The sequence below is a fragment of the Nitrospirota bacterium genome (assembly GCA_015233895.1).
Taxonomy (GTDB): Bacteria; Nitrospirota; Thermodesulfovibrionia; order Thermodesulfovibrionales; family Magnetobacteriaceae; genus Magnetomonas.
In genome coordinates, this window is the sequence record JADFXG010000058.1 from 1 (window position 1) to 3,853 (window position 3,853).

A 3,853-nucleotide genomic window follows, 5' to 3' on the forward strand; every position below is an offset into this window, starting at 1 on the left:
CAACAAGCTCGTGCAGCGAGCTGGCATCTCTGGCTATCATCCATGCCTCAAGCTCATCCCGCCACATCACATGATGCAGAATGTTAAACAGGGTCAGAACAAAAAACACAAGCGTTACGATATAAGTGAATTTTATATCATCAAAAGCACTTTCTATGTTTTTCAGGTTTAAGCTCACGGACTCTAATCTTTTATCAGATACAGATAAAACTGTTCACTCTTTACGACACTCTGTGTAAACTGCCGAAGTGGAATTATTCCGGTAATTTTAATCAATTTATCCGATAGCGGCTCATTAACAATGAATAAAATATCTGACTTTACGGTATCTCTATATGCGTCAAGCTGCATAAGTACATTTCTGTTGTCATATTTTATAGCTTTCCAAACATTGAAGGTCCCGATTTTATCAATTACCGGATAATAAAAGGGTCTGTCAAGATATGCCGACACGCCGCTTGCTGCAAAATACCAGTGGCCGGCAATAGGCATATTTTGCAAGTTGTTTTGCTTTATATAATCTGCTACCGCTTTAGACGCTGAAAAAGGATAGATAAAACCCATGATGTTAGCCATTAATGAAGCTATTATACTTAATGAAAAAATTGTAGTTATAAAGCGATTCTGATTTCTCTCAAATAAACTTAAAAACGCATTAACAGTAGTTTTAGGGGCAGGATAACAATTGTACAGCCACAGGGCTGTGACAAAGACAACATAATAGTGTCCTTTGTGGCGCAAATAGCCGTTAAAAAAAATGCAATTAAATGCTGCAATTCCTGTTGTGGCAATAACATAATAAAAAGCAGGTATTTTCTTTCTGAATATAGTAAACAGGATAAATAGAAATAATCCAGACGATAAAATCAGCCTTAGAGTATACATCATTTCGTCACGTATCGGCAGGTAACGTATAAAATTTGTTTGCCAAAAATTCATTTGAATACGAGGTACCGGTACAAAGACATTCCACATGTCTGTAATCTGGTCAGCTATTTTTTTTGGAATGCCTGGGTCGTTAATGACTAAATTAGAGAAAATGGCATCAGCCGGAGGCTTCATTTGAATTATTGAAATAGCTAAGCCTGCTGTAAAAATCAAAATTGATGCGTAAAATCGCCCTGATTTATAGGCATTGAAATCCTTAAAAAACAAGGGCTCAAGAAATAGAGTGATTGCAAGTGCTATCGCCAACACTGCTGAGAGCGCATTACACTGGCTCATGAAAAACAAAACTGTTGAAAGGAGTATGTAATTCCTGTTCTTAAAATCTTTCCCAAAATATGCACAGAATAGAAAAAGAAACAAGATGCCTAGTGCATAGTTTCTGCTAATTATTGCGTATTCAAAGAATGGGTAATAACCAAATATAAATAATCCTCTTAAAATCTTGCTAAAGGGGGCAAATCGTAAAAAAACAAAAGCGGACGCTGTGGCGATAAGAAGATGAACCATCTGCATGGCAACCGGATTTCTTGTTATTTTAGTTATCGGGTAGAGAATCAAGTGCCAAAGCATGGGATGCCCCTGATAACGCATGTTTTCAACAAGTCCGTGAAGAGTGTCGGCATCCCTTGCAATCATCCATGCTTCAAGCTCGTCCCGCCACATCGCATGATGCAAAATGTTAAACAGGGTCAGAACAAAAAACACAAGCGTTACGATATATGCAAATTTTAAATCGCTGTCAGATTTATTCATGATTTTTAGCTGCCATATTTTACCAAATATATCCAGTAAATCTCATCATACGCTGCTCCCCATGAGAAACTCCTTAGCTCAATGATATGCAGCAAATCCATGATGTTTTTTTGCAGCGGATATGATGTTACGAGTACCAGATTTTTCCCCTCTTTTTTTGTAATAGTTATTAGGTCTTCTGCTGTCCAAGGTTTGCTCTTTTTGTCCCATATTATAAACGTACCAACCCTGCTGCTGTCAAGATAATAAACAGAGCGGTTCAGGTATCCGGCAATTGGGCTTATTATATAATCAAAGCTTCCTGCTATAGGTAAATTAGCTGTGCCTGGATTGTTTTGTATAAAAGCAGCAGCAGCATAAGAGGACGAAAAAGGAAAAATAATGTCCAGCACATTAGCTGAAATACCTGCGATACAATTAGCAAGCAAAACTACCGTAACAATGTATTTTGTCAGAAGTTTCTCGGAAAAGATACTTAATTTATTCAAATACTCTTTTTTGAACTCAACCATGCCTTGAGTTTGTTTATAAAGCCATAGCGATGAGATAAAAATTAAATATAGATGCCCTATGTATCTTAGCCTTGTGGCAACAACAAAGTAAAACGCAAACACAAACCCTGTACCAAAAAGATAGAAAAACAGAACCTTTGGCTTACGTATAAAAGCCGCAACTATTATGACAAATACGGCAAGTGAAACAACAAACCTAATCATATACCTCTCAAAAGGCCTCAGAGGCAGATAGCTTACCGCATTGGATTCCCAAAACATTGTTTCAAAGCGTGGAATTGGCACATATGCATTCCACAGATTGGAAACCATAGCGGTTGAATCGGCAACAATCTCATCAAAATTGTGGGGTAAATGTAGAGGTGAGTAAAGAGATGTATCAGGCTCAGGTGCCATAACTCTTAAGGCAATTACAAGACCGATAAAAAAGACCGCTCCTGAAACTATAACCTCTGTGCGCTTTTTGAAAGATTTTATCCACTCATTTCTTTGGTAAAACAACTCTATAGCACAATATAGAGCACAGGCTATAGCTAAAACTGTGGCAAACACATTACATCGGCACAGGAAAAATAAAATAATTGATAAAACTATATAATTATTTTCCAAAACCCGTTTTTTGTACAAAGCCATAAATGAAAACAAGAAAAGCACACCGACGGCATAGTTTCTGCTTATGATGTTGTACTCATAAAATGTAAAATATCCAAAGACAAACAGAATCCTCTGTGTTTTGGTCAGAGGCGCATACCTCGTAAAAATATAAACGGACACAGTGGCAATAATCACGTGAACAACCTGCATAGCTGCCGGATTTTGCGTTAAATGTTTGACAAGGTAAAGAATAATAAACCATAACGAGGGGTGTCCCTCATATTTGATATTGAGGAAGAGCTCCGAAAATGAATTAGATGAAAGCGCAATCATCCATGCCTGAAGCTCATCCCGCCACATTTCATGGTGAGACACACTATAGAGTGACACAGTGAGAAAAACCAAAGACAGCAACAGGCTAAGGCGTTTGTCGGAGTGTTCCACGGTAGTTACATTAGTTTGTACCATTTCAACACTTGATATTGTACTTTATCAGTGAAAAATTTTTCAAATAAGCGAATGAGGGAGGTTCTAAGAGTTCTTTGCTTTAACAATATACCATGGGACATTAAGAGCTTCTGATTTGTAAGCACAAGCGTACTTATTCTATAATACTGCAGACAGTAAATGTGTTAATCCGTTAACCAGGGGGAAATATGAATCTGAATAAGTTTTTAGCACAGGTAAAGCAGTTTGAGGACCTGAGTGAGGAGGAGTTGAGGGTTCTTTCTGAGGCGGCCTCCGTTGTGGATTATTCTGATGGCATGCACATAAAACACGTAGGGGAGATGAGCAGGTTTTTTTATGTTGTTTATGACGGAAAGATAAAAGTGGTCTTAGAGTCCGGCGAAAAAATTACAACACTTACACGCGGGGAGATTTTTGGAGAGATGTCCCTTATGACAGGTGAGCCCTCAGGAGCTGACATAATTTCAGAGGGCAGCTCCCAGGTTGTCAAAGTCCCAAGAGAGCTCGTTTCTCATGTTATATACGGAAATCCTGCCGCTATGACAAAAATAGCCAAAACCATAGCTCACCGCTTGACT

4 protein-coding genes are annotated in these 3,853 nt (G+C 38.2%); 1 reads left to right on the forward strand and 3 read right to left on the reverse strand.

Going from position 1 to position 3,853, the window contains the following annotated elements; all coding sequences use genetic code 11:
• The 3 genes from HQK88_17110 to HQK88_17120 all read right to left on the reverse strand — a co-directional run.
• Nucleotides 1-178, reverse strand: a 178-nt coding sequence (locus tag HQK88_17110) for a hypothetical protein (protein ID MBF0618521.1), incomplete at its 3' end; no start/stop codon positions are given.
• 5 nt (nucleotides 179-183) lie between these two features.
• Nucleotides 184-1,701: a hypothetical protein gene (locus HQK88_17115; protein MBF0618522.1), complete on the reverse strand. Its 1,518-nt coding sequence runs from the start codon at nucleotides 1,699-1,701 to the stop codon at nucleotides 184-186.
• A gap of 5 nt (nucleotides 1,702-1,706) precedes the next feature.
• Nucleotides 1,707-3,275: a hypothetical protein gene (locus HQK88_17120; protein MBF0618523.1), complete on the reverse strand. Its 1,569-nt coding sequence runs from the start codon at nucleotides 3,273-3,275 to the stop codon at nucleotides 1,707-1,709.
• A 188-nt stretch (nucleotides 3,276-3,463) separates the two neighbouring features.
• Between HQK88_17120 and HQK88_17125 the strand changes: the two genes are divergently transcribed.
• On the forward strand, nucleotides 3,464-3,853 hold a 390-nt coding region (locus HQK88_17125; protein ID MBF0618524.1), incomplete at its 3' end, for a cyclic nucleotide-binding domain-containing protein.

Excerpts from the sequence above, each read along its gene's own strand:
- HQK88_17120 (MBF0618523.1), bottom strand. The coding sequence starts at position 3,275 with ATGGTACAAACTAATGTAACTACCGTGGAACACTCCGACAAACGCCTT.
- HQK88_17115 (MBF0618522.1), bottom strand. The coding sequence starts at position 1,701 with ATGAATAAATCTGACAGCGATTTAAAATTTGCATATATCGTAACGCTT.